This window comes from Gracilibacillus boraciitolerans JCM 21714, assembly GCF_000521485.1.
GTDB lineage: Bacteria > Bacillota > Bacilli > Bacillales > Amphibacillaceae > Gracilibacillus > Gracilibacillus boraciitolerans.
The window spans coordinates 78,236-99,591 of record NZ_BAVS01000007.1 but is presented as its reverse complement, the minus strand read 5'-3'; the positions used below and the strand labels follow the sequence as shown (position 1 = coordinate 99,591).

Here is a 21,356-nt window from a genome sequence, read left to right as displayed (position 1 = left end):
CTCATTAAATCTCATTAATCATATGATCATAATCATCATCAGTTAATAGTTCCTTTAATTCTGCCTCATTAGTCGGCTCCACAATAATCATCCATGCTTTTTCATATGGCGATTCATTTACTAACTCAGGACTATTTTCTAATTCTGTGTTTACTTCTACAACTTTACCACTTAAAGGTGCGTATAGTTCCGAAACAGTCTTAACCGATTCAGCACTTCCAAATGGTTCGTCCATTTTAATTTCTTCGCCTACTTCTGGAAGTTCGATAAATACAATATCTCCTAACTCAGATTGTGCATGTTCCGTAATACCAATTCTTACTTTGCCTTCTTCTTGTTTGATCCACTCATGCTCTTTTGAATACAAATAATTTTTAGGTAAACCCATTTTTATTGCCTCCTATGTATAATTACTATTTATTTTGATATTTTTAGCATAACTCGATTTTAAGTTTATAATAAATCTCATTGCCAAGTTTGGTCAAAAACTTCCTCTTTAAAACCGACTGTAACTTTATTTTTACCTTCTACAATTGGCCTCTTAATTAACATGCCATCTGATGCTAAATAATCTAGCATTTCGTCTTCTGTTGCATCCTTAAGTTTATCTTTAAAAACCAGTTCACGGTATTTTTTACCACTTGTATTAAAGAAATTTTTATAAGGCAGTCCACTTTTTTCAATAATTGTCTTTAATTCAGATTTATCTGGTGGTTGCTCTACAATATCTATGGCTATGTAATCAACCTCATTCCTATCTAACCAGTTTTTCGCTTTTCTGCAAGTACCACATTTTGGATACCAATAAAACGTTACAGACATGCGTGAACGCCTCCTTTCCGCTGTTATTATTATTTTATCGAAAAAATTCTTTAAAAACAAACAATCGAGTGTAAGTAATCAGATCTTCTTTTCTTTAAGTGTCCGTTAACAACTCGTAAATAATAATGCATGCCAATTCACATGTATATTTTACAAACCGTAATGATTACGATATAATAGTATTTAAAATTATTCTGTTATGCTTAAGGGAGATTTTAAAAATGACAAATGCTATTGTAGAAATGAATAATGTCGACTTTCATTATCGTGATCGACAAGCATTATCCCATGTTAATTTTATCATAAATGAAGGAGATTTTATTGGCTTAGTTGGACCAAATGGTGGAGGAAAAACTACGTTAATCAAACTGCTTTTAGGTATAGAAAAACCTACTACAGGGTCCATTAACATATTTGGCAAACCAATCGACAAGTTCAAACAAAAAAATAAATTAGGTTATGTCTCACAAAAGGCAAATACATTTAACCGCGGATTTCCTGCTACTGTTGAAGAAGTCGTTTCTATGGGGGCTAACCGCGAAATTAGGCTATTTTAGACGACTATCCAAACATTATAAACATAACATTCATGAAGCAATCGATAAAGTTGGAATGTCCAGCTATCTTTTTGAAAATATTGGAGACCTTTCAGGAGGACAGCAGCAACGAATATTTATTGCCAGAGCATTGGTAAGTGATCCAAGTCTATTAATATTGGATGAACCTACCGTCGGCGTCGATGCTGAAAATGTAGAAAAATTCTTTGATTTATTACATCAATTAAATCAGCAGAATATTAGTTTATTACTTGTAACGCACGATATTGGAACTATGACACATCACGCATCGAAAATTGCTTGTTTAAATAATACCCTGCATTTCCACGGCAATCCCGAAGAATTTCAATCACTTTCAAAAGGCAAATTATCGGATTTTTATGGTCACCCGTTACATTTGGTAACACACGAGCATTAATGGAGGAACGAAGATGTTAATAAATTTATTAGAATACGAATTTTTAAGAAATACCTTTATCACGGGGGGGATAATCATTGGAATTATTGCACCCCCTTTTAGGTGCATTTATTGTAGTCAGAAGATTATCCCTAATTGCAGATGCTCTATCACACGTTACGTTAGCAGGAATTGCATTCGGACTACTTTTGGAAAAGAAAACCGGTGCAATGTTAATTACCCCCCCATTCTACGCAGGTCTTGGATTTTCGATTATCGGATCTGTGTTAGTGGAACGGTTACGACGGGTTTATATTGCATTTCAGGAGTTAGCGATACCTATTATTTTATCAGGTGGAGTAGGTTTAAGTGTGATATTTATTTCCATGGCAAATGGATTTAATACTGATTTATATAATTATTTATTTGGGTCCGTTTCTGCAGTCAGCCGACAAGATTTATACAGTATTATTATTATTGCAATCATAGTGTGTGTAGTGGTCTTCTTATTATATAAAGAATTGTTTTTGTTATCATTTGATGAAGAACAGGCAGTTGTTACCGGTATTCACGCTAAAAGAATTCACTTTATTTTTATAGTTTTAACAGCTCTTGTGATTGCAGCTTCTATTAGAATTGTTGGCGTCCTGCTGGTTTCCGCATTAATGACCTTACCTGTAGCAGCTAGTATACGAATTGCAAAAGGATTTAAACAAACAATTATTTATGCGATAATATATGGGGGAAGCAGGAGTTATTATCGGACTAGTAGCTGGATACTATTTAGAAATACCACCAGGAGGAACCATTGTACTGTTATTAATTTTCTTATTGATTGGAACCATACTGACTAAACATTTAATGGGAAAAATAATGAAACGAAAACATCGCCTTAAAACGGAGTGATCTTATGAACACACAGGAAGCGTTAGATATTTTAAAAGGAAAAGGTTATAAATATACAGAGAAGCGCAGACATATAATCGATTTTTTTGTGAATGAAAATCGTTATCGTACAGCAAAGGATTTGCTGGAAAATATGGAGCCTAACTATGATGGAATTAGTTTTGATACCATTTATCGTAACTTACACTTGTTTGATCAACTAGAAATATTAGAGTCAACTGAATTAAATGGCGAAAAACATTTTCGACTAAAATGTGCTCACCAGCATCATCATCACTTCATATGTAAAAACTGTGGCATAACAAAGGAAATTCAACATTGCCCAATGGATGAAATATCACAAGAGTTAAAACACTATATGGTGGACGACCACAAATTTGAAATTTATGGTTTTTGTCCAACCTGTCAATAATTCTAGCAGTTGTTGTAATGTAACCACGATTAAAATATTGATTAATAATAAAGAGACTATCACCAATTAGTTGTTAGTCTCTTATCATTAATCGTATTCTTTTAAAATTTTTCTTAATTCCTCAAAGGTTTTTGCCTTGACTAGCTGTTGAACAGCCCTGCGACTATCAATTATTTTACCTAGCCATTTATACATTGCCTGTAGATTTTCTTGGCTATTTTTTTTCACACATAGTAAGCAAATAAATTGTACCGGTTTATCGTGCCAAATGATGGGCTTTGGCAATGTGCAAATTGTTAAAAAGGTCCGCTCAGATTTAGGAGTGATCGGATGTGGGATTGCAACTAAGTTACCGAAAGAAGTTGGTGCCACATGTTCTCTTTCATTAACTGCCTCCAAAAAATCGACCTCGACAATTTCCATCCGTATCAGCTCTTTTGCTAGAAAAGCAAGAACTGCTTCTTTAGATTCTAACTGTTCTTGTTGCAGGAATGTTAGTTCTTTTTGAATATAATGATCCATTGCCTGTTTTTCTTCTAATACAAGTTGTTCTATTTTACTTATATCATGATCCCCCCCTAAAATAGCATTCACTTCAATAACTGGAATCGAAAGTTTTTTAGGAATCGGAATCGAACTTACAATAAAGTCGATTTCCTGAAGATTATATTGATGAAGCTGATAATATTCAGTTGAACCGATGACATCCAAGTGCTGTCCAAATTGCGATTTTAATTTATAGTAAATCAGCTGTGAGGTACCTAAGCCTGATGCACATACGATTAAGCATCGTTTTGGACCTGTTTTTAAATTTCTCCGTTCGATTGCCGCACCAATGTGTAACGCTAAATATCCGACTTCATTCTCATCTATTCTTGTTACAGTCTCTTTTTCTATTGCCAGACTAGCTATAATTCCTGCTTCGAATGCTAAAGGATAATTACGTTTAATATCATCAAGCATAGGATTCCTTATATTCATGCCAAATTTAAACCGATTAATCGCAGGCTTCAAATGAAGATGTAATGCCATGATTAATTCTTTATCATGCTGTATCCCTAATTGGAGTCTTTCTTCAATTTTATTAAGCGCAAGGTTCACTAAGTCTATAATCGTCTGGTCCATCACTTGCTCTACGGCTTGACTAGACTGTGTCAGCATTTTAGTACCTAGGAGATGAATTGCAATATAAGCAATTTCTACTTTGGGAAAACTGACATGAAAGATATCTTCTACCTCTTGTACAATTTCTATAGCAACTGCATATTCTGATTGTTCTGTAATTTCCTGCAAGTCTTGGTTTACCAGTGTAACATGGTAACCACCTTCGATTCTTTTGTATGCAATCATAATATGAATCGCTAAGTTATTAATAGCTATATCTGATAATGTGATATGATGCGTTTCAATTTCCTTTAATATTATTGCTGAAATTTTATCAATATCTGTTTGTGATATTGAATCTGAATGTGCCTCTGGCATTGGTTCATTACGGTCAAATACATATTCAGCCATACAAAATCTTAACTTCAATTCATTCCCTTCCACCTTCAAACCATAGTTCGGTCTTGAATCTAACCTAAGATCATATTCCAAAAGCGTATGGCGAACTTCTTTAATATCATTTTGAAGCGTTGATTTACTAACAAATATCTCGTCAGCTAGATCATCTGATTTTATATAGCCATCACTTAAAAGTAATTGTTTAATTATATAAGCAACTCTTTCTTCAGGTGTTCTTGGCACAACATTTGCATGCGTATCATTAAAATCGAATATTGATTTCAAGAATTCTTTAAAATTGGTGTCATCAGTTATTTGTAATTGATACCCTTTTCCCATGACAGATTCGACTGATGCACCAAAAGCATGAAGCGTGTCATCAAGTTTCTTCATATCATCTCTAATTGTTCTCGTAGTAACATTATTAATAGTAGCTAAATAAGTGCTTGTCACAGTTCCTTCTTCTTGCATTAACTCACGCAAAATTTGTTTTAATCGATAATTTAACATTCTATCACCTCCTATTTCTTTATTTTATTAATATATATAAAAAGGGCCGGTTAATTTAAAGCCAGCCCCTTATTCCAGCATGTATATTATACATTAAAATCCATTAAGCTCTGATACTTCTTTCATCCAATCTGCACTTTTTTTGAGCGTTCTCTCTTGTGTATTAATATTAACAGAAACAAATCCATAGCGATTCTTATATGCATTTGACCATGACCAGTTATCCATAAACGTCCACAAATGATAACCTTTCGCATTGCATCCTTCTTCAATTGCTTTATGAAGCCATTTTAAATGTTCACGAATAAACTCGATTCGATAATCATCTTGAATTTGACCATCTTTCAGAAAACGATGCTCATCTTGAACGCCCATTCCATTCTCTGAAACAAAGGATTCAATATTACCATAATTCGTTTTCAGATTCTGCATAATATCATAGATACCTTTTTCATAGATTTCCCAACCACGATAAACATTCATTTTTCGACCTGGCATTTGGTAATGATCGAAAAACCATTCTGGCATGAACGGACTATATGGATTTGGTAACGTTTCTTTTGCTTTTACCCGGCGTGGCTGATAATAATTTACACCAAGGATATCTACCGTATTCGCTATAAGTAAATCCTTGTCCCCCCCATCTTCAGTAATTGGTAATTGTCCATGTTCTTTAAGAATTTCAACTAATTCCTGTGGGTATTCACCTAACACAGCAGGGTCCAAAAAACTACGATTAAAGAATAAATCTGCAATTCTGGATGCCTTCACATCAGCAGGGTTATTGCTTCGTGGATAAGAAGGAGTTAGATTTAAGATAATCCCTATTTTGCCATTAACGATTTCAAATTCTCTGAATGCTTCTACTGCCTTTGCACTAGCAATTACGGTATGATACGCAACCTGGGCAGCACGGCTTGCGTCTACAATATTGGGATAATGGAAATCGTATAAGTACCCACCTTCAACGGGAACGATAGGTTCATTGAACGTAAACCATTTACTAACACGATCACTAAATAAACGAAATGCCTCTTTTGCATAGGTAACGAATGCTTCAACTACCTCTCTACTTTCCCAACCACCTTCATGCTGTAATTCTAATGGCATATCAAAATGAAATAAGTTAACAAATGGTTCAATATCATTTGCTAACAATTCATCAATAACATTGTTATAAAATGTTACTGCTTCGGGATTCACCTCTCCACGTCCACCTGGAATGAGACGAGCCCATGATATCGATAAACGAAATGAATTGTGACCGATATCTTTCATTAATTTAATATCTTCTTTATATTGATGGTAGAAATCTGATGTTATTTGAGGTCCTACATTTTCGAAGAATCGATTGGATTCCACTTCATACCAATGATCCAAATGTTTTTCCCTTGCCATCTTCGTTAGTTGCACCTTCGATCTGAGTAGCTGACGTCGCACTCCCCCACCAAAAGCCTTCTGGAAACTTGTACTCTAATGTCATGGATTTACCTCCTGTTATTTATTACGATAAATTTCTATTATCTCAATAGCTAAATCTCGAACTGTCATTGCTGTCATTAAATGATCTTGAGAATGAATTAGAATGACGTTGACACTGGAACCTTCACCGCTAGCTTCTTCCTGTAGTAATTTCGTTTGGTAATTATGTGCTTTCCCTAACTCTTCCGTTGCCTCTTTAATTAGTCGGTCAGCTTCTTCAAAATCATTTTCTTTTGCAATCTGGATAGCTTCCATCGCACTGGATCTGCCATTTCCTGCATATAAAATAATTTGAAAAGCAATTTCTGTTACTTTATCCATGCTTTCACCTCTACTATTATTAATGATAATGAAAATTTAAAATATAACTCCCGTGAAAAGCACGGGAGAACCATTATGCTGTTTTTTGATCTTTTATTTCTGTTTCATAATAATTTTTATCTAAAACTTTCAGGAATGGCCACCAAATGAGCCCAACAATGAATATGTTAAAGATTTGAAGTACAGCACCTTGCCATGCATTTCCTGTTGCTAAGAATCCACTTAAAATAGGTGGAGTTGTCCATGGTACGATAATACCTGCTGGTGGTGGCACTATACCAGATGCCATTGCAAAATAAGTAATAAAGGTAATTACAATTGGCGCCAGTAACCACGGAATAATAATGATCGGTTCATAATAATCGGCAAACCGAAGATGATTGGTTCATTCACATTAAAGAGACCTGCTGGACCGCCTAACTTACCGAGTTCTTTCAATTGTCTGCTCTTTCCAATCATGAAAATTAAAATAACAACAGCTAACGTCATACCAGATCCACCCATACCTACTAAGAAAGTATCGATAAATTGTTTGGTTACAATATTTGGTAACTCAGTTCCTGCTTGAAATGCTTGCAAGTTTTCATCATTTAAGGCATACCAAATTGGATCAAAAACAGAATTAATAATAATCTGTCCATGTAAGCCAAAAAACCAAAATATTTGAATTAATAATACTGCCACAATTGTTGCTGGTAAACCGCTGCCTAATACTGTTAGCGGTTGTTGAATTACGGTGTAAATAAAATTTTGCACGGTCTCAAATGGTGTATAACTAAAGATAATGCGAATAATTAAAAATACGGATAATGTCAATGTAATTGGAATTAACGCACTAAACGATCTTGAAACTGCACCAGGAACACCAGGTGGCATTTTAATCGTCCAATTTTTTTGGACGAAGAAACGATATAATTCAGCAGCTATAAAGGCTGTAAATATTCCTACGAACATTCCTTGTGCGCCTAAGGTTGAGGTTGGAATAACACCTGACACACCTTCTAAAACTTGGGGTGTCAAAATTAAAAAGGCAGCGAGTGCAACTACTCCCCCCCCATAAATGGCATCTAAACCATAATGTTCAACTAACTTATAACCAATTCCGATGATAACAAATATCCCCATAATACTAAGTGTTGCAGCAGATGCTGGTCCTAACGCATTCTGATAAGCAGTATAGGCATCTTCACTTAGCAGCTTATCTAAAAATGGAAAGTTCGCAATAACTACGAAAATCGATCCAAAGATAATGAGTGGTAAAGCAACCATAAACCCATCACGCAATGCAGATAAATAACGGTTATTATTTAATTTATCTGCGATAGGTAATAGGAATCTCTCCAAAAATTCCATAAACTTATTCATCATATTTCCCCCTAATTAATATTGGTTAATCTCCAATAAGTTCTAATGCTTTATTTAATACTGCTTTTCCATCTACTCTTCCATATGCTACAGGGTCAATTACATCGAGTGGAAGGTTATACTCACTAGCCATTTTTTCAAATTTTTTCTTCATGAAACGCATTTGTGGTCCGATTAATAATACGTCTGCTTTTTCCATTTCTGTTTGGGCTTTATCTTGTCCGACTGCCCAAATATTTACTTCGATACCCTGCTCTTTCGCTACTTCTTCCATCTTAGTCACTAACAAACTGGTGGACATTCCTGATGAACACGCCAATAAGATATTTTTCATAAATAATTCCTCCTAAAGAATTTAGTTGATCTTTAAACTATTTTTAGTTTAGATGGAAAGTACATTGATTTGAACACATTTTTTTTCCTTCACAGGTAGGAAATGATTAGAAGGCGGTTACCATATAGTAGTGCTTCATGAAAAAGAATGCTTGCTTTTGAGAAGATTAAGGTAAGCATGTGGGGGGGTTGACTCCGTGGATTATATCAACACTATTATTCGATATATTGAAGTTCTATTTTAAAAATGAATGTAGTTGGGGATTATGTGAAATGATAAATATATTTCATGATAATTGTGGATTTTTTCGGGCAATAACGGAAATATTTGCGACAACATACTTTCTATTTACTATCTATCTCAATCTTAATAAGTTCACTCATTTTATAATCATTATTGGACAGTTAATATCCTTTGCCACCTTATGGCTTACACTGCCCCTTTTCTTCATTCATCCCTTCTTAGTTATACAAAACTGATTGTATATTTGAAAGCGTTATCGTGAAATTTCATTCAAATTTTTTACATTTATTTTACAATTTTTTTGTTGTTTTATATATTTTTTCGACATATGTTGAAATTAAGAAGACAATCTGAGGGGGGGAAATCATTTTGAAAATAGCTATTTTCACAGATACATTTTCACCTGACGTTAATGGAGTAGCAAAGACATTGGAACGTTTCACCCAATTTTTGGATCAAACTGATCATTGCTACATTGTCATCTCTCCCAAACAACCTAAGGGAGAAATAGACGCTGGTAAAATCTATCGTCAATCTAGCTTTCGATTTCCATTATATAAAGATTGCAGGATTTCCTTACCTAATACGAACTTTTTGAAAGATATTATCCTTTCTTTCCAACCAGATATTATTCATTTAGCAACACCATTTTCGATTGGATTAAGTGGCCTTCATATTGCTAAAAAGTATCAAATACCTGTAGTTGGCTCCTACCATACTGATTTCGATCAGTATTTAAAATACTATCATCTTAATTTCTTATCAAAGCCCTTATGGCGATATATGAAATGGTTTCATCAACCACTGCTTCGAATTTTCGTACCCTCTTCAGTTACTTACCAACAATTACAAAAGAGAGGCTTTACCAATCTCCAAATATGGCAACGTGGCGTTGATACAAAAATTTCCATCGCAATTTTTCCAATAATAACGTTCGAATGAAATATTCTATTAAAGAGCGCTTTATTTTAACGTATGCAGGTAGATTAGCTCCAGAAAAAAATGTAGAATTATTAGCGGAAATCGCCAATAATTTACCCACTGCGTTACAAGATAACATTCATTGGATAATTATAGGCGATGGACCATCTAAAATGAGTTTACAACAAAAGTGTAATCAAAATGTTACCTTTACTGGGTTTTTGCCACAGCGTGAAGTAGCAAAATTAATTGCTGTTAGCGATCTTTTTGTTTTCCCTTCAGAAACAGAAACATTTGGCAATGTAGTATTAGAAGCCTTAGCTGCTGGGACTCCAGTTGTTGCAGCCAGGGCAGGTGGTGTGCAGGATATTATCCAGCAAGACTTTACAGGATGGTTATGCGAAGCAAATAATAGTACTTCATTTATACAGGCTATTGAATCGATTCTTGGGAATGTAGAGTGGCGGCATCAATTGGCTGAAAATGCGATTCGTTATGCACAAAAACAACGTTGGGAAGACCGTTTCAATGATCTTTCAGAAGCTTATCAAGCTATTATTGACGAGATAAAAAAACAGCAAAAGCCTGCATAGATATCATGCATTTTTTTACTGTTTTTTAACCAATCTAAAAATGAGACATTAAATGCTAACATCTTCTTAAAATAAGGATATAATGATATCTTTTAAGATAATGCATTTTTAGCTAAGAGAGAGAGAACCATATCATCCATTGGCGGGTTATGAAGTCCTGCCCTAACATCACGATAATATTGTTCAAATGGCATATTTTTCGATAATCCTCTTCCACCGACAATTCTCATCACGAGATCAACAATTTCATTGGCACTGTTGGTAGCCACTAATTTCACCGCACCTAATTCTTGCATTAATTGACTTCGTTTCTCCGGATATGCATCCCATTTTTCTGCAACACTATACATAAAATTGCGAGCATGTATTAATTTTAAATCGATTTCTCCAATTTTATTCCTAACATGCTCTACCTCTGATATCGGAGTATTTAGACTATTTGGCTGAAAGTTCTTCGCAAACTCAATTACATCATTTCGGGCTGCAATCGCTATTCCAAGATAACAAGCAGGAATATGTAACAACCACCCTTTTGGTCCAGGTCGTTTCGGTTTATCATTTAGTTCCACAAGATTCTCTTTTGGCACTTGTACATTTTCTAATATTAAATCATCACTTCCAGTACCACGCATTCCAAGCGTATCCCACGTTTTTTCTACACGAAGTCCCTTTATATCTTTTGGAATCAGAATCGAACCAACGGCATCTTTCTCTTTCACATAGGCTGTTACAATATAGTAATCCAGCACCAACGCCATTGTGGAGAAGGTTTTCTTGCCATTTACAATCAGATAGCCATCTTTCTCTGCAGCCGTTGTTTCTGGCATTCCTCCTCGAGTCGGACTTCCTGTAGCGGGTTCGGTAGCACAACGATTGACCAACGTTTGTTTTTCGCCTACCTCTTTCGCTAAAAATTCAAACTTTTTAGTGTCCCAAAGTTTTTCCTCACTTAGTTCTTTCATCACACCTAAGTGCCAGCCAACAGATAATGCAGTGGCACCATCACCTTGTGCTAATACTTCTTGCACTAAAAGAAATTCATATAATGAAAGATCTTCCCCCCCTCCATATTCTTTTGGCAAGGTTAAAGATAAGTAACGTTCTTTTCGTAAATCTGCTACATTGCTTACCGGTAATGATGCTTCATGATCAGCTTGCTTTCTTCTATCACGTATTTTATCAGCCAAGCGATTTGCCCTTTGATATAACTGTTCTTGCCGATCCGTCTGAATAAAGTTCGTGTAAAGATCCATATATCTTCTTCCTCTCCTTGTTCTTACATCGATAATATCGAAACAATGGTATTATTTCCAACAATTCACTCATCATTGTTAACATTACCAATTTTAACGTATAAATTTTGGAGAATGATACAAAATATCATCAAAATACCTTCAATTTTAAAGAAAGGTCTTTAGTGCTATGAGAAATAGAATGAAAAAGAAAGCAAAACAGCCTGAAATGAAACAGGATATAAAAAATTTCCAGGAACTAATTGCGATCATGGAAAAAAGTGATGATTTTAAACAAGTAGACTTTGGAAATGTCTCTGCTATTAAGCTCTATTATTATCAGTCGTTAATCAATACAGATAAGCTGCACACAAATCTATTACCATATTGTCAACAATTAACGATTCATGCTATTGAGGAATTAGAAAATGTATTGCCTTTTGATGATACAGAGATAACAGCTGACCTCGCAGTCATCGAAGAAAAAATATTGGCAGGATTTATCGCTGTTCACTTACAGAATGATACTACTAATATTTTGTTAATACCAGCGAAATTTGAAACAGATCGTGACGTCGCTCCACCAGAAATTGAATTCAGTGTAATTGGTCCGAAAGTAGCGTTTATAGAAGACTTGCAAACAAATATCAATTTAATTAGAAAAAGAGTGAAACTACCTCAATTGCATGTAAAAAAATTAAAAGTGGGGGAAAATCACCAAAACAACGATCGCCATTATGTATATTGAAGGTATCGCAAACCCTGACAATGTGCAAACCGTTATCCAGAGAATAACTGACATCGAATATGATCAGATCATGGATAGTTCTTTTATTGGTCAAATGATTTCTGATAATGAACAGTCACCTTTTCCGCAATTAATGGACTCTGAAAGACCTGACCGTGTGAGCAGTGCCTTAATCGAAGGCAAAGTTGCCATCGTTTGTGATGGCTCTCCACATGTATTAACTGGTCCAACTACCCTTGTAGAATTCTTCGCAGCGTATGAAGATTATTTTTTAACATGGCATATTGCTACCGCCTTTCGGATTATTAGGATTTTTGCGGTTATGTTTTCTGTGCTGATGACACCTTTATATGTTGCCGTATTGACATATCATTATCATATTGTACCTGGAGACTTACTCGGAACATTAATTTCGTCAAGAAAGGACATTCCTTTTCCACCGATATTAGAAGTTTTAATTTTGGAGTTAACCATTGAATTACTTAGGGAAGCTGGAGCACGATTACCGACAAAAATCGGCCAAACGATTGGTATTGTGGGCGGTATCGTGATTGGTACCGCTGCAGTTGAAGCTGGTTTAACAAGCAATGTGCTACTGATTTTAGTTGCTTTAGCTGCTTTAGCATCCTTTACTACGCCTATTTATCGAATTGGCAACACGATTCGATTATTACGGTTTCCGTTTATTATACTGGCACAGATGTGGGGGGGATTAATAGGCGTAGTTATAGGTGTCATGTTTTTAGTCACGCATTTATTACGACTTACCTCCTTAGGCCGTCCGTTTACGGAACCACTTTTCCCGCCAAGATGGCAGGATCTGAAAGACGCATTTGTTCGTTTGCCTTTTAACTTACAGGGAAAACGGCCAATCTATACGTCATCTGAAGACCAAAATCGTATTAATCTTAACAAAACCAAGCCTAAAAAAGGAAAACGAAAGTAGGGTACTGATGAATCGCCAACAAAAACCGGATATTACCCAAATGGTTTCGCCTTTCCTACTTGTATTCATTTTACATGCTAGCCAAATTGGTGAAGGTATACTAAGTTTTGAAAGACAAATATCAAAAGTTGCAGGCTATGATAGTTGGATTAGTGTGCTTTTGACTGGTCTGGCTACAACTATTATAGTTATCCTTATCTGGCGTATCGTGTCTGATAATAATGATTTGATCGATGTTCATTCCGAGGTTTTTGGAAAAGTGATAGGAAAATCTATTTCTTTTTTATTTGGACTGTATTTTTTTTCTGTGGCGATTACTGTTTTGCGCTCTTATATTGAGATTATTCAAATTTGGTTATTTCGTGATTTAGATGTAACACTCTTTTTGATTATTCTTTACCTGTTAATTCTATATATTGTACTAGGTGGCTTTCGTATTGTGGTTGGGTTTGCTTTTTTTAGTGTATTTATTACTTTGTTTTTAGCCATTTTTAATTATGCAGCCTTTTCAAATGGTTATATCGATAACTTATTACCGATTTTAAATTCTAAATGGATTAATATTATAAAAGGAATTGAACCAATGACATTTGGTTTTCTTGGAATCGAATTAATTTTAATCTATGCTCCCTTCATTCATCGATTTAAAACAGGATTAAAATGGGCCGTTATAGGTAATGGTTTAACAACGATTTTCTATCTCTTTTCAACATTAGCTATGTTTGTTTATTATAATATCGAACAACTGCAAAAAATAACATGGCCTGCCCTGCAATTATGGAAGGTAATTGATTTTCCATTTGTTGAACGATTCGAGTTCATAGGTATTAGCTTACACTTTATAGCGATCATAGCTTCCAGTAATCTTTATTTTTGGGCAGGTACACAATGTCTTCATCGGATAAGTAATATATCGTTTAAAAAAATTGCGATATTATTCTCCCTTATTGGTGTTTTTAGTGTGTTTTATATCAATAGCTTTTTAATGATTGAAAAACTCACAACATTCATTTCTAAATTTGGTGTCTATTTATTGTTTGGATATATTCCACTATTATTTATTTTGCGAACGATAGTACAAGGGGGGGTGAAAAATAAGCATGGTTAATTTCAAAAAGTTATTAATATTTCTACTACTATTGCTATTTTTAACAGCCTGTATTAAAACAAAAATATTAGATGATATTGAATTAATCATGATGTTTGGATATGATTGGGATGCATCAAATGAGGAATATATTGGCACAGCTGTTTCACCCATGTATGGAAGTAGTGAGGAATCAGATTTACGTGAAAATACCGAATATATGGCTCGAGCTAAAACCATACAAAATATTAACTCAAAAATTGATACGCAAACAGCTAATCCTATCGAAATAGGAAAAACATTAGGCATTTTATTTGGAGAAAAGCTAGTCAGACATGGAATACATGATATATTGCTTGCCATTAACGAAGATCCCAACATAGGACGCGGCATCCACTTAGCCATTGCCCGTGAATCAGCTGAATCTTTATTAAAAAGCACCATGATAACAGAAGGTACATTGCCACGTTTTATTGAAAAATTATTAAAGAATAATGCCAAGACAAATGTACCTGATATGAATTTACACGATTTTAACTATCGTTTCTTAGGAACAGGAATGGATCCGTTCCTGCCGATTATTGAAGCAACTTCCTCAGGAATTGAATTAAATGGCATTGGTTTCTTCAAGAAGGATAAAATGATATATGAAATTGGGTACGATCAATTCTTTGAGTTTAAAATTTTATATACAGATTGTGAAGATCATACCTATCAATTTGATTGGGAAGAAAAAGAGCAGACAATTGCTATTAGTTCCATCTCTTCAAAAATAACCAAGAAGTGGAAAAATAGAAATCAAGTAGAGATCATCGTTAAAATCAATGGAACATTAACCGAATCAAAACAATTAGGAATCCGCTCATTTAAAGAAAAGGCAAAATTAGAACAAGCTATTTCCCAAAAATTAAAAGAAGAAGGTAGCAAACTAATTACAGAGTTTCAGGAATTAGAAATAGACCTCTAATGATTGGTGCGTCCGCTAAAGGAGCATTCAGAGACTGGAACAAAACAGAATGGGAGGAGCGCTATTCGGACATCGAAATCATCCCTCAGATAGAGTTCCATCTCGAACAAAGTAATATAATTCAGCAATAAAACAGATAAAAGATGTAAATTTACTTATACTTTGTTATAGTTAGCTAGAAACTCTTTTTCAAGAGGTGAAAAACATGATAAAACTATTTCAAAGAGGATTCCTTTATTATATTGTCGGAAGTACTAGTGATTATAGCTTTCTTTTTTAATGGTTCGATTGGTGTCGGTACATTAATAAATGCATTTATAACTGGTATAGTCATTCAATGGATACGGCCCTATGTTTTTTCATTTAAGCAAAGAAACTATTCTAAATCAGTAAAAGTAAGCTAAAAAAAGTAAATAAAAAGGGATCCACTTTTTATGGAGTGATCCCTTTTTAATTACAATAATCTTTCTATTGTCTCTTTTACCCGATCTTCCGTAAATGGTTTAACAATAAAATCGGATGCCCCTGCTTTAATCGCATCTAAAACCATTTGCTGTTGTCCCATAGCAGAACACATAATAATTGTGGCATTAGCATCCATACTCTTAATTTCTTTGGTCGCTTCTACCCATTCATTTCTGGCATGGTGATATCCATTGATACTACATCTGGTTTTAATTCCTCATATAATTGCGCAGCTTGTTGTCCATTTTCTGCTTCTCCAATAACTTCATGTCCTAGTTTCGTAAATATATTTTTTAATTGCATTCGCATAAATGCTGCATCATCCACGATTAATATTCGTGCCAAAATGATATCCCTCCACCCTCTGTGTTGATTGTTTATTCTTCTGCTACCTGTTGTACTTCATCTAATTCATCAACACTTAATACATGATTTAAATCTAATAGTAGTAACATACCTCTATCTTCTAGTTTAGCAACACCTTTTATGTAGCGATGGTCAACACCTCTGATTAATTCAGGTGCATCATCGATTACATCTGGTGAAATATCAATGACATCTGTCGCTTCATCTACAATTAAACCGACTTGTACTTCGAGAACTTTGGCGATTAACACTCTTGTATGTTCCGTCGCTTCTATCTCTTCCATTCCAAGCCTTGTCCTTAAATCAATGATCGGAGTAACATCTCCTCTTAAATTTATAATACCTTTGATAAAATCCGATGTCTGTGGCAACGAAACAATTTCATCTAATTTCTCAATCGATAAGATCTGGTCAATATTTGCTCCGTATTCCTGATTTTTCAGCTTAAAAATAATAGTTTTTGTCATAGTTTCATTCATTACCTTCACCTACCCATATTATTGATTTAATAATAATGACATTTTCATATCACCTATATCTTGAAAGCTTATTGCTACTTCTAAAACTCTTTTAAACCCAGTTAACTTTGCATTACCGCTAATAATTGTTGGATGAGTAATATCAGTTTCTATACCTGTCTCAGCAAGATGTGTAGATAAACCACCCGCCAGCATATTTCCCAATTCACCTGAAAAAGAATCTAACATTTCTTCTCCAATTTGCATGCCATATAAAGCTTCTCCAATCGAACTAAAGACGGCATGATTCGCTTGAATTAGTAAATCTCCTTTGAATTTACCACTATAACCTATTAAAACACCGTATTCTATTTTTAATGGCTGTGTAGTCATTTTAGGTGATTCAAATTGATGTGGCACAGGGACAACATTTTTAATAGATTGAACAGATCCATTATATAACTCTTTTATAATCTCATTTACGTTAACTTCTGTCGATGCAGTCATAGCAGATTCCCCCCCTTATTTTATGAAAAATAGTAAAAAAATAATTCCTTATAATTCATAATACCTAATTATCAACTAATATACAACAAAAATTTATAGACTAATAGTCATATATCATAAATAATGCGATACTTATTTAAATATAAATAAAAGACTGCCCAGATATCAGGCTTTACTGATATTCTGAAACAGTCTTTACGTAAAATTATTTACTTAATTCGTCAATAACTTCTTCAATTTTTGCAAGCTCTGATTGCAGGCCACCACCACTTAAGTACATAGTGCGCCATCCAAGTACACAATTTGATTATTTTCATATGCTTTTATTTGTTTTATAATATCATTTTCCATATCAGCATCAATATTAGAATCCCCCCCATTTATTGCTGCTGTACGGTCGATAACAAATAATACTTCTGGATTAAATTCTAATATTGCTTCAAATCCAAAATTAGAACCGTGAGATGAAGCATCAATATCTTCAGTTACGGATTGAAATCCATAAATATCATAAATGTAACCAAAGCGAGAATTTGTTGCAAAGCCGGATAGACTCCCCTCATTATACATGGTAACTAAGCTAGTTTGATAGTTTCCAGCTAAAGCTTTTATTTCTTCTAAAGCTGAATCAAATTGAGCAAGGTATTCTTCCGCTTCTGCTTCTTTACCAAAAAGTTTACCCGCAATGTCTACAGACCCTAGGAATGTATTCCAATAATCATCTTGTTGAGTGCCAACAAATACTACGTTTGGTGTAATTTCTTTCAATTGGTCATAAAATGCTGATTGACGACCAGAGATAAAAATAACGTCAGGTTCCAATGCTGCGATATCTTCCAATAAAGGCTCTTTTAATGTTCCAATGTTCGTGTAGTCATCTGAATTATAATCTTCTAAGTAAGTTGGTAATGTACTGCCTTTCGGTACTCCTACAATCCCTTCAACACCTAGTGCATCTAGCGTATCTAAAAAACCGTAATCAAACACAACAATATTATTTGGCTTTGATTCAAATTCAACTTCAGCAAAATTATAGGCTGTTCCATCTTCATTTTCCGATTTTGCAATTGTTGGTGTAATAGTCATCGGGAAATTCGAGCCTTTATCTTCTGCAGATTCTTCCGTTCCTGTGCCTTCCTGCTGTTCTGCTTGACTTTCTGAAGCTGATGCTTCATCTGTACTCACCGATCCAGTTTCTTGCTTAGCACCACATGCTCCAAGCATTATTGTAAAAGCTAAAAGAACAATAGCTAACTGCCATTTTTTCATCTTTTTCTCTCCTTTATGTATTTTATTAATAATGATAATCATTATCATTGATAACAATTATCATTATACTTTGTTGTTTATCTATATGTCAATATTATTTTTCATAATTTTCTAATATTTCATAAAAAAGTTCATGTTTGTGAATTAAAATAAACACAAATTCGACATCCGTTTTGCTCCTGAACCGGAATATTCATATCATAAATTTCTCGCAATATCTCTGGATTAATGATCTCTTTCGTCGTTCCATTTTTGACAAGTTTGCCGTCTTTCATAGCAACAATCCGATCTGAATAGACAGACGCAAAGTTGATATCGTGTAATACAATTACAACTGTACGTCCAAGTTCATTTACAAGTTTGCGTAAAATCTTCATTATTTGAACAGAGTGCTTCATATCTAAGTTATTTAACGGCTCATCCAATAATATATAATCCGTATCCTGAGCAATAACCATCGCAATAAACGCACGTTGTTTTTGACCACCAGATAATTCGTCCAGAAACCTGTCTTGCATATCGTTTAAGTTCATATATTCGATTGCCTGGTCTACAAATTTCTCGTCCTCTCCTGTTAACCTTCCCTTCGAATAGGGATATCTTCCGAAGGCAACAAGTTCACGTACTGTTAATCGAACATTAATAAAATTAGCCTGTCTCAATATCGACACACGCTTGGCAAATTCTGTGGACTTCCACTTTTTCACGTTATTTTGATCGAGTAACACTTCTCCTGTATCTGCATTCAACAACCTGCTTACCATCGAAAGCAGTGTCGATTTACCAGCACCGTTCGGGCCAATAAACGATGTAATTGTGCCCGGTTCTATGTTGACTGATATATCTTCCACCACAGGCTTTTTGCTAAATTTTTTCGTTAATCGTTTAATTTCTATCATCCAGATGCCCTACTCTCTTTTAATAATAAGTAAATAAAGTAAATACCACCGACGAAATTTATAATCACACTTATCGTTGTACGTAATTCCAATACATGTTCTACGAGAAATTGACCACCAATTAATGCCACAATACTAAATAAGCTCGCACCTAAGATTAAAACCGAGTGCTTGTAAGTAACGAAAAACTGATAGGAAAGATTCGCTACAATTAAACCAAAGAAAGTAATTGATCCCACTAGTGCTGTGGATGTAGCAATTAACACGGATGATAATATTAACATATTCATTACCAGCCGGTCGTAATTTATCCCAAGATTTATCGCGTTTTCCCTACCAAGTGACATAACATCTAACTTTCTCAGGACGAAATAACCATAAATGAACGCAAGTATTAAAATACCAAAGGCAATATATAATAACTCAGCTTTGACCTTGGTAAAAGAAGCAAATAATTGAGATTGCAGACCTAAGTATTCGACAGGATCAATCAATACTTGTAAAAATGTCACTAAACTTCCAAGCAATGTTCCGATAATCATTCCTATTAACAGGAGCAGATAAATCGGATACTTATCTGGACGAAACAGGAATCGATATAAAAGAAGCGCAAATAGTATCATCGCTATGATTGCTACACCGAAATTTAAATATTTATTTATCACCCAGATCGACATCGAACCTGCGAAGAAGTAAATTAAAGTTTGAACTACTTCATACATCGATCCAATACCAATCACAGTCGGAGTTAAAATTCGGTTTTGGGTAATCGTCTGGAACACGACTGTTGAATAAGAAATCGCTATCCCTGTAATAATCATAGCAGCAACCCGAATCATGCGCCTTGGAAACGCGTAATCAAATCCACCTTTAATATCATAAAATCCATATAATAAAATACTTATAATGACCAAAATGAATAACAAAATCAATTTTGTACTATTTCGCATATGCTCTCCCCCTAAGTAACATAGTTAAGAAGATCGCACTGCCGATTACTGCTACCGTTACATTAACTGGAATTTCATAGGGATGAATAATAACACGTCCAAGAATATCACATACCAAAAGGAAAACAATTCCCAAAAACATGGTATGGGGGGGTATTATTTTCCGTAAATTATCTCCTAAATAAATGGATACGATATTTGGTACAATTAAACCTAGAAATGGTATCACCCTACCGTGAGAACTACCGTTGTAGCAATAATAGCAACAAGGAAAAGACCAATATTTAAGACAACTTTGTAACTTAAGCCTAAATTTTTTGCGAATTCTTCCCCCCCATACCAGCTACTGTAAATTTGTTTGCATACAGATATGCTAAAATAATTGCAGGAATACTTATGTATAACAGCTCATAGCGACCAGAAATAATTAACGTAAAACTTCCCATTAACCATGCCGATATATTTTGCAGTAGATCTGCCTCGTATGCAAAGAAGGTTGTGATTGACGACAAAATATTACCGTACATAATTCCGATCAATGGAACAAAAATAACGTCTTTAAATTTTATACGATCGAGAATTTGCATGAAAAGAAATGTTCCAACTAAAGAAAATGCAAAACTGAAAATAATTTGCTGGGTATACGTTACATTTGTAATAAATAACATAGAAATCAAGATTCCTAGTTTTGCAGCATCTAGTGTACCAGCAGTTGTGGGGGGAAACAAATTTGTTTCGACTCAGCGTCTGCATAATTAATCCTGCAATACTCATTCCTGCCCCCCCTGCCAATATAATCGCTAACAGGCGCGGCACCCTGCTTATTAAGAAAATATCTGTTTCATCAGAATTCCAATCAAACAAATCACTGATTTTAATATCAATTGCGCCTATAAAAAGTGAGATGAATGATAGAAGCATCGTAGCAACAATTAATATCCATAGTTTCATATGTAATCCTCATAACGTGTTTTTATTTTGGTTTATCAATTGATAATGATTATCATTACCATCATAAAAATAATTATAAGTAAACACAAAAAAATTGTCAACCTCTATTTTTATCACGTTTATATTCTTTTTTTAGACAATATAA

16 protein-coding genes and 8 pseudogenes are annotated in these 21,356 nt (G+C 34.4%); 9 read left to right on the top strand and 15 right to left on the bottom strand.

What is annotated here, in order from left to right; translation table 11 throughout:
• Positions 1-4 precede the first annotated feature (4 nt).
• Positions 5-388, bottom strand: a complete 384-nt coding sequence (gcvH, locus tag JCM21714_RS06960; RefSeq protein ID WP_035722908.1) for a glycine cleavage system protein GcvH — start codon at positions 386-388, stop codon at positions 5-7.
• A gap of 77 nt (positions 389-465) precedes the next feature.
• Positions 466-822, bottom strand: coding sequence for an arsenate reductase family protein (locus JCM21714_RS06955; protein WP_035722906.1), 357 nt, complete (start codon positions 820-822; stop codon positions 466-468).
• A 221-nt stretch (positions 823-1,043) separates the two neighbouring features.
• Here JCM21714_RS06955 and JCM21714_RS06950 point away from each other — a divergent pair.
• From JCM21714_RS06950 to JCM21714_RS06940, 3 genes and pseudogenes are all read left to right on the top strand, one after another.
• Positions 1,044-1,797: pseudogene (locus JCM21714_RS06950) on the top strand (metal ABC transporter ATP-binding protein).
• 13 nt (positions 1,798-1,810) lie between these two features.
• Positions 1,811-2,682 (top strand): annotated as a pseudogene (locus tag JCM21714_RS06945) (metal ABC transporter permease).
• A gap of 4 nt (positions 2,683-2,686) precedes the next feature.
• On the top strand, positions 2,687-3,094 hold the full coding sequence (locus tag JCM21714_RS06940; protein ID WP_035722904.1) for a Fur family transcriptional regulator: 408 nt from the start codon (positions 2,687-2,689) through the stop codon (positions 3,092-3,094).
• 87 nt (positions 3,095-3,181) lie between these two features.
• Here the strand turns inward: JCM21714_RS06940 and JCM21714_RS06935 are convergent, their stop codons facing one another.
• The 5 genes and pseudogenes from JCM21714_RS06935 to JCM21714_RS06915 all read right to left on the bottom strand — a co-directional run bounded on the left by JCM21714_RS06935 (position 3,182) and on the right by JCM21714_RS06915 (position 8,609).
• Positions 3,182-5,107 (bottom strand): BglG family transcription antiterminator, encoded by a 1,926-nt coding sequence (locus JCM21714_RS06935; RefSeq protein WP_035722902.1) that lies wholly within the window; start codon positions 5,105-5,107, stop codon positions 3,182-3,184.
• A gap of 93 nt (positions 5,108-5,200) precedes the next feature.
• Positions 5,201-6,590: pseudogene (locus tag JCM21714_RS06930) on the bottom strand (glycoside hydrolase family 1 protein).
• A gap of 14 nt (positions 6,591-6,604) precedes the next feature.
• A complete protein-coding gene (locus tag JCM21714_RS06925) occupies positions 6,605-6,910 on the bottom strand; it encodes a PTS sugar transporter subunit IIA (RefSeq protein ID WP_035722900.1) in 306 nt (101 codons plus the stop codon).
• Positions 6,911-6,983: 73 nt separating this feature from the next.
• Positions 6,984-8,275, bottom strand: a pseudogene (gene celB, locus JCM21714_RS06920) (PTS cellobiose transporter subunit IIC).
• A 25-nt stretch (positions 8,276-8,300) separates the two neighbouring features.
• Entirely contained in the window at positions 8,301-8,609 is a 309-nt protein-coding gene (locus JCM21714_RS06915; RefSeq protein WP_035722898.1) for a PTS sugar transporter subunit IIB, read from the bottom strand.
• A gap of 612 nt (positions 8,610-9,221) precedes the next feature.
• Here JCM21714_RS06915 and JCM21714_RS21080 point away from each other — a divergent pair.
• Both JCM21714_RS21080 and JCM21714_RS21075 read left to right on the top strand, forming a co-directional pair.
• Positions 9,222-9,794 (top strand): glycosyltransferase, encoded by a 573-nt coding sequence (locus JCM21714_RS21080; protein ID WP_235182666.1) that lies wholly within the window; start codon positions 9,222-9,224, stop codon positions 9,792-9,794.
• Positions 9,791-10,366 (top strand): glycosyltransferase, encoded by a 576-nt coding sequence (locus tag JCM21714_RS21075; protein WP_235182665.1) that lies wholly within the window; start codon positions 9,791-9,793, stop codon positions 10,364-10,366. Before JCM21714_RS21080 ends, JCM21714_RS21075 begins: the two co-directional genes overlap by 4 nt.
• Positions 10,367-10,458: 92 nt before the next feature.
• On the opposite strand, the gene JCM21714_RS06905 is transcribed toward JCM21714_RS21075, so the two are convergent.
• Positions 10,459-11,619 (bottom strand): acyl-CoA dehydrogenase family protein, encoded by a 1,161-nt coding sequence (locus JCM21714_RS06905; protein WP_035722896.1) that lies wholly within the window; start codon positions 11,617-11,619, stop codon positions 10,459-10,461.
• A 169-nt stretch (positions 11,620-11,788) separates the two neighbouring features.
• On the opposite strand from JCM21714_RS06905, the pseudogene JCM21714_RS06900 reads away from it, so the two are divergent.
• The 4 genes and pseudogenes from JCM21714_RS06900 to JCM21714_RS21070 all read left to right on the top strand — a co-directional run bounded on the left by JCM21714_RS06900 (position 11,789) and on the right by JCM21714_RS21070 (position 15,750).
• Positions 11,789-13,292 (top strand): annotated as a pseudogene (locus JCM21714_RS06900) (spore germination protein).
• Positions 13,293-13,299: 7 nt separating this feature from the next.
• Positions 13,300-14,400 (top strand): GerAB/ArcD/ProY family transporter, encoded by a 1,101-nt coding sequence (locus JCM21714_RS06895; protein ID WP_035722894.1) that lies wholly within the window; start codon positions 13,300-13,302, stop codon positions 14,398-14,400.
• Positions 14,393-15,346, top strand: a complete 954-nt coding sequence (locus JCM21714_RS06890; protein ID WP_235182664.1) for a Ger(x)C family spore germination protein — start codon at positions 14,393-14,395, stop codon at positions 15,344-15,346. Before JCM21714_RS06895 ends, JCM21714_RS06890 begins: the two co-directional genes overlap by 8 nt.
• A gap of 242 nt (positions 15,347-15,588) precedes the next feature.
• Positions 15,589-15,750, top strand: coding sequence for a hypothetical protein (locus tag JCM21714_RS21070; RefSeq protein WP_235182663.1), 162 nt, complete (start codon positions 15,589-15,591; stop codon positions 15,748-15,750).
• A 50-nt stretch (positions 15,751-15,800) separates the two neighbouring features.
• On the opposite strand, the pseudogene JCM21714_RS06885 reads toward JCM21714_RS21070, so the two are convergent.
• The 7 genes and pseudogenes from JCM21714_RS06885 to JCM21714_RS06855 all read right to left on the bottom strand — a co-directional run bounded on the left by JCM21714_RS06885 (position 15,801) and on the right by JCM21714_RS06855 (position 21,211).
• A pseudogene (locus JCM21714_RS06885) lies at positions 15,801-16,156 on the bottom strand (response regulator).
• A gap of 32 nt (positions 16,157-16,188) precedes the next feature.
• The gene (locus JCM21714_RS06880; RefSeq protein ID WP_035722892.1) at positions 16,189-16,656 is read right to left on the bottom strand and encodes a chemotaxis protein CheW; all 468 of its coding nucleotides are present in this window, start codon (positions 16,654-16,656) and stop codon (positions 16,189-16,191) included.
• Between the two features lie 18 nt (positions 16,657-16,674).
• Entirely contained in the window at positions 16,675-17,142 is a 468-nt protein-coding gene (locus JCM21714_RS06875; RefSeq protein WP_035722891.1) for a chemotaxis protein CheX, read from the bottom strand.
• A 205-nt stretch (positions 17,143-17,347) separates the two neighbouring features.
• Positions 17,348-18,411: pseudogene (locus JCM21714_RS06870) on the bottom strand (siderophore ABC transporter substrate-binding protein).
• A 131-nt stretch (positions 18,412-18,542) separates the two neighbouring features.
• The gene (locus JCM21714_RS06865) at positions 18,543-19,310 is read right to left on the bottom strand and encodes an iron ABC transporter ATP-binding protein (RefSeq protein ID WP_035722890.1); all 768 of its coding nucleotides are present in this window, start codon (positions 19,308-19,310) and stop codon (positions 18,543-18,545) included.
• Positions 19,307-20,260, bottom strand: coding sequence for an iron chelate uptake ABC transporter family permease subunit (locus tag JCM21714_RS06860; RefSeq protein WP_035722888.1), 954 nt, complete (start codon positions 20,258-20,260; stop codon positions 19,307-19,309). The genes JCM21714_RS06865 and JCM21714_RS06860 overlap by 4 nt, the downstream gene beginning before the upstream one ends.
• Positions 20,250-21,211, bottom strand: a pseudogene (locus JCM21714_RS06855) (ABC transporter permease). The gene JCM21714_RS06860 and the pseudogene JCM21714_RS06855 overlap by 11 nt, the downstream one beginning before the upstream one ends.
• Between the last annotated feature and the right edge of the window lie 145 nt (positions 21,212-21,356).

Coding starts and splice junctions, on each gene's coding strand:
- gcvH (WP_035722908.1), bottom strand. CDS start 388: ATGGGTTTACCTAAAAATTATTTGTATTCAAAAGAGCATGAGTGGATC.
- JCM21714_RS06955 (WP_035722906.1), bottom strand. CDS start 822: ATGTCTGTAACGTTTTATTGGTATCCAAAATGTGGTACTTGCAGAAAA.
- JCM21714_RS06940 (WP_035722904.1), top strand. CDS start 2,687: ATGAACACACAGGAAGCGTTAGATATTTTAAAAGGAAAAGGTTATAAA.
- JCM21714_RS06935 (WP_035722902.1), bottom strand. CDS start 5,107: ATGTTAAATTATCGATTAAAACAAATTTTGCGTGAGTTAATGCAAGAA.
- JCM21714_RS06925 (WP_035722900.1), bottom strand. CDS start 6,910: ATGGATAAAGTAACAGAAATTGCTTTTCAAATTATTTTATATGCAGGA.
- JCM21714_RS06915 (WP_035722898.1), bottom strand. CDS start 8,609: ATGAAAAATATCTTATTGGCGTGTTCATCAGGAATGTCCACCAGTTTG.
- JCM21714_RS21075 (WP_235182665.1), top strand. CDS start 9,791: ATGAAATATTCTATTAAAGAGCGCTTTATTTTAACGTATGCAGGTAGA.
- JCM21714_RS06905 (WP_035722896.1), bottom strand. CDS start 11,619: ATGGATCTTTACACGAACTTTATTCAGACGGATCGGCAAGAACAGTTA.
- JCM21714_RS06895 (WP_035722894.1), top strand. CDS start 13,300: ATGAATCGCCAACAAAAACCGGATATTACCCAAATGGTTTCGCCTTTC.
- JCM21714_RS06890 (WP_235182664.1), top strand. CDS start 14,393: ATGGTTAATTTCAAAAAGTTATTAATATTTCTACTACTATTGCTATTT.
- JCM21714_RS06880 (WP_035722892.1), bottom strand. CDS start 16,656: ATGAATGAAACTATGACAAAAACTATTATTTTTAAGCTGAAAAATCAG.
- JCM21714_RS06875 (WP_035722891.1), bottom strand. CDS start 17,142: ATGACTGCATCGACAGAAGTTAACGTAAATGAGATTATAAAAGAGTTA.
- JCM21714_RS06865 (WP_035722890.1), bottom strand. CDS start 19,310: ATGATAGAAATTAAACGATTAACGAAAAAATTTAGCAAAAAGCCTGTG.
- JCM21714_RS06860 (WP_035722888.1), bottom strand. CDS start 20,260: ATGCGAAATAGTACAAAATTGATTTTGTTATTCATTTTGGTCATTATA.